Raw genomic sequence first — 4,110 nt, forward strand, 5'->3', positions numbered from 1 at the left:
CTTGTGTCTTCATCGGCCCGCGTCCTGTAGGGGCGAAGCATTCGGGCAATAACCTATCGGTGAAACCGTAGATTTTCTATCCGAATGCTTCGCCCCTACTTTTTGCCGCAAACCCTAATTAGAGCCGTCAGTCTTATCAGTTATCAGTTATCAGTTATCAGTGGGATTGTTCGGTGCGCAGTGGGGGAAACGGCGATCGCAATTGATCGCCATTCCTAGTTATACTTTTAGAACAGATTCAGATCCGTTAAAGCGCCGAGACTGCTAGAGGAGACTAACTTGGCGAATTTGCCGAGAATTCCCGTTTTATAGCGTGGGGGGCGCGGTTGCCAATGGTTACGACGACGGGTTAATTCTTCTTCCGATACATTTAAACTCAAGAGACGCTGACGAGCATCAATAGTGATTTGATCCCCCTCCTCTACTAGGGCAATTGTACCACCCACCGCCGCTTCTGGAGCGACGTGACCGACCACCATGCCGTAGGTTCCCCCGGAAAAACGACCATCGGTAATTAATCCCACGGAATCCCCTAAACCGGCGCCGATAATTGCCGAAGTGGGGGCTAACATTTCCCGCATACCCGGTCCGCCTACTGGTCCCTCGTAACGGACAACCACCACATCCCCGGCTTGAATTTTTCCGGCTAAAATTGCCTCTAAACAGGTTTCTTCCGACTCAAACACCCGCGCCGGTCCGGTGATTACCGGAGTTTTCACGCCGCTAATTTTGGCCACGGCCCCCTCTGTGGCCAGATTTCCTTTTAAAATGGCTAAATGACCCTCTTTATAGACAGGATTGCTAAAAGGACGGATAACATCTTGGCCTGAGGGCGGTTGGTCGGGAATATCGGCTAAAATCTCGGCGATAGTCTGACCGCTAATGGTGAGAGCATCCCCGTGTAGTAAACCATTAACCAGGAGAATTTTCATCACTTGGGGAATACCGCCGGCTTTGTGCAGATCCACGGTAACGTAACGCCCGGAGGGTTTAAGATCGCAGATAACTGGTACACGCTGCCGGATGGTTTCAAAATCATCGATCGATAATTCTACCCCGATGGTGCGGGAAATGGCTAAAAGGTGCAGCACAGCGTTAGTGGAACCTCCCACCGCCATAATTACCGAAATGGCGTTTTCAAAGGCTTTACGGGTCAAAATTTGGCTAGGGAGAATCTGTTTTCTAACCGCCTCGACCAAAACCTTGGCCGATTCTTCGGTACTATCGGCTTTTTCCGCATCTTCGGCGGCCATGGTTGAGGAATAGGGTAAACTCATCCCCATGGCTTCAAAAATGGAAGACATGGTATTAGCAGTAAACATTCCACCACAGGAACCAGCACCGGGGCAAGCGTTGCGTTCAATTCCGATGAGGTCTTCTTCACTGATTTTACCGGCGCTGTACTGTCCCACGGCTTCAAAGGAACTGACCACGGTTAAATCGCAATCTTTGTAGCGCCCCGGTTTAATCGTGCCACCATAGACGAAAATAGCGGGAATATTCATCCGGGCCATGGCAATCATTGCCCCCGGCATATTTTTGTCACAACCCCCGATAGCGAGGACTCCATCGAGACTTTGACCATTACAGACGGTTTCAATGGAATCGGCGATTACTTCCCTAGAAACGAGAGAATATTTCATCCCTTCTGTTCCCATGGAAATCCCGTCACTAATGGTGATAGTCCCGAAAAGTTGCGGCATTCCCCCCGCTAATCTCGTGGCTGCTTCGGCACGCATTGCTAAATCATTAATTCCCATGTTACAGGGGGTAATGGTGCTAAATCCGTTAGCGATGCCGATGATTGGTTTGCTAAAGTCCTCATCCCCAAAACCTACCGCTCTTAACATGGCCCGATTAGGACTGCGTTGGGTACCTTGGGTAACAATGCGACTTCTGTAGTTATCTGCCATAACTTTATCTTTCTCCAATGGCGGCTGACGGGTGCGATCGCGGCTCAAGTTCTCCAATCGCACCTTTATTTCTATTTTCTGACTTTTGGCCGCTCTGAGCAGGTTTTAGGACAGTCCATCTCTAAAGAAAATATAAAACTGTGGGATGATTCAGGGTACAACTATAAAATCAGCAATATCGAGAGTTCCTGTTAATCCAGTGATTTCGATAATTGCGTCGGTGGCTGCATTAAATTCTCGACATTGGCTCCTAAAGTCAAATTAACCGAGGCTCGAATGGTATCGATTTCTGTGGTAAGGTTAATTTATCAGTGCGAAATCAGCCGCTATCAGGGTAGGAACAGTCAACAAATTGGCAAATTCAGAGCCACTTCCTAAACCAGCAGCACTACCATTTTGATTGTAGTAAATACTGCCACTGCTGTTACTGTAAACGATAAAAGCACTGCTAGTGGCGACTAAATCATCGTCAGCGACGCTGGCAAATTCAGCCGGTTGACTGAAGCCATTGCCAATGATACTTTGTAAGGCAGTAAAGATGGCTTTACTTAATACTATTTTATCACTGCCCGAAGTGAAATCGCTGATGGCATCGATGCCTAAATTACTACTATTGAAGATAAAATTATCGCTACCATTACCACCAGTAAGTAAATCATCACCAAAACCACCAATTAACCTATCGTTTCCGTTTTGACCGGTTAATTGATCGTTGCCACCACCACCAGTTAGAGTATTATTAAGGCTATTCCCGGTTAGTCGGTCATTACCGCTATCGCTAATAATATTTTCGATGGTGTTATTTGCCGAAAAAGTCAATTTTAGATTATTGGTAACGGCGGTTTGGACAGCAGTAGTCCCCAAGTTAACTCTTACTGCGGTATTTGTCCCAGTAAAGTCGAGGGTATCGATACCACCAGTGGTAGTTTCTTGGATGGTATCGCTTCCTAATGGGGTTGAAGCATTGAAACAGTAAATATCGTTACCATTAGCACCAGCGAGGATATTGTTACCGCTATTTCCAGTGATTTTATTGTCACCAGCGTTACCTGTACCATTAATATTATTACTGCCAATTAGTCTGAGGTTTTCCACATTATTGGGTAAGGTTCGAGTAATGCTGCTTTGTAGGGTGTCAGTAATAATTACTTGTCCAATTGCTTCGTCGGGATTGATGGTAGCATTAACCGCATTTGACAGGGTTACTGTAAAGGCTTCATCAGGTTCATTGAGGTTATCATTGAGGATGGGAATGCTAATAGTAGCGGTGACAGTATTAGGTGCAATGGTGATAGTTCCAGTTTTGCTAGTGTAATCTACATTGGCGGTAGCGTTAATGGGTGCAGTGGTATAGTTGACGCTAATTGGTTGTGTACTTGGATTATTTACAGTGACGGTGAGGATTGCATTACTATTTTGACCTTCCACCACGGTGATGTCATTGATGGAGAGTTGCGAGGTGACAGTGCTATCGTCATCATTAATCGTACCTTGTCCTTGATTATCGGTTATCGTAACATTACGACCATTGGCTTGTAAGTTACTCAGATTGAGGAAGAAAGTCTCGTTATTTTCAACTTTAGTATCGCCATTGACAGCAACAGTAATCGTCTTAGAAGTCTCCCCAACATTGAAGGTTAAGGGAGTAGTAGCAATCGCTGTATAATCATTATCTGCTGTGGTAGCGGTTCCATTGGCTGTGGCGTAATTGAGGGTGACAGATGTATCGACGGGATTGGAAAGGGTGACGGTAAAGACTGCATTGGTAGTCCCGCTATTTCCTTCGCTAACAGTTACGTCATTGATTGAAATAGAGGCACTGTCATCATTATTAATTGTTCCCGTGGCTGCGTTAGGAGTACCTATTGTATAACCTGTCCCCGCAGCGAGGGTTAAAATAACAGTTTCGTTACTTTCTACTATTGTGTCAGCAGTGGGGTCAACGGTTACAGTCGCAGTCGCTGAACCAGCAGCAAAGGTGACTGTATTGGTAGTCCCTGTACGAGTGTAATCGGTATTAAGAGTAGCTGTTCCCCCGAGGGTGTAATTAACTGTTAAAGTATTTGTTGTTACTCCTGTACGAGTGAAGGTATAAACCAGATTTGTTGTCCCATCTTCGGTAACACTACTGGGAGAAACTGCAAGAGTGATACTAGGTAAATCATCATTGGTAATTGTCCCCGTCACTGGGGTGGTC

General features: G+C 45.9%; 2 protein-coding genes and 1 pseudogene. All 3 read right to left on the reverse strand.

Annotated elements, in window-relative coordinates; genetic code table 11:
* Positions 1-227: 227 nt before the first annotated feature.
* Positions 228-1,913: a dihydroxy-acid dehydratase gene (ilvD, locus tag PX636_RS07415; RefSeq protein ID WP_012265889.1), complete on the reverse strand. Its 1,686-nt coding sequence runs from the start codon at positions 1,911-1,913 to the stop codon at positions 228-230.
* A 150-nt stretch (positions 1,914-2,063) separates the two neighbouring features.
* A pseudogene (locus PX636_RS22615) lies at positions 2,064-2,141 on the reverse strand (bluetail domain-containing putative surface protein); the annotation flags it as partial.
* A 72-nt stretch (positions 2,142-2,213) separates the two neighbouring features.
* Positions 2,214-4,110, reverse strand: a 1,897-nt coding sequence (locus PX636_RS07420; RefSeq protein ID WP_288116624.1) for a Calx-beta domain-containing protein, incomplete at its 5' end; no start/stop codon positions are given.

It is taken from the genome of Microcystis sp. M53598_WE2, assembly GCF_030067735.1.
Classification (GTDB): domain Bacteria; phylum Cyanobacteriota; class Cyanobacteriia; order Cyanobacteriales; family Microcystaceae; genus Microcystis; species Microcystis aeruginosa.

Bases quoted from the DNA above. Each gene is read 5' to 3' on its own strand.
- ilvD (WP_012265889.1), bottom strand. From the start codon at position 1,913: ATGGCAGATAACTACAGAAGTCGCATTGTTACCCAAGGTACCCAACGC.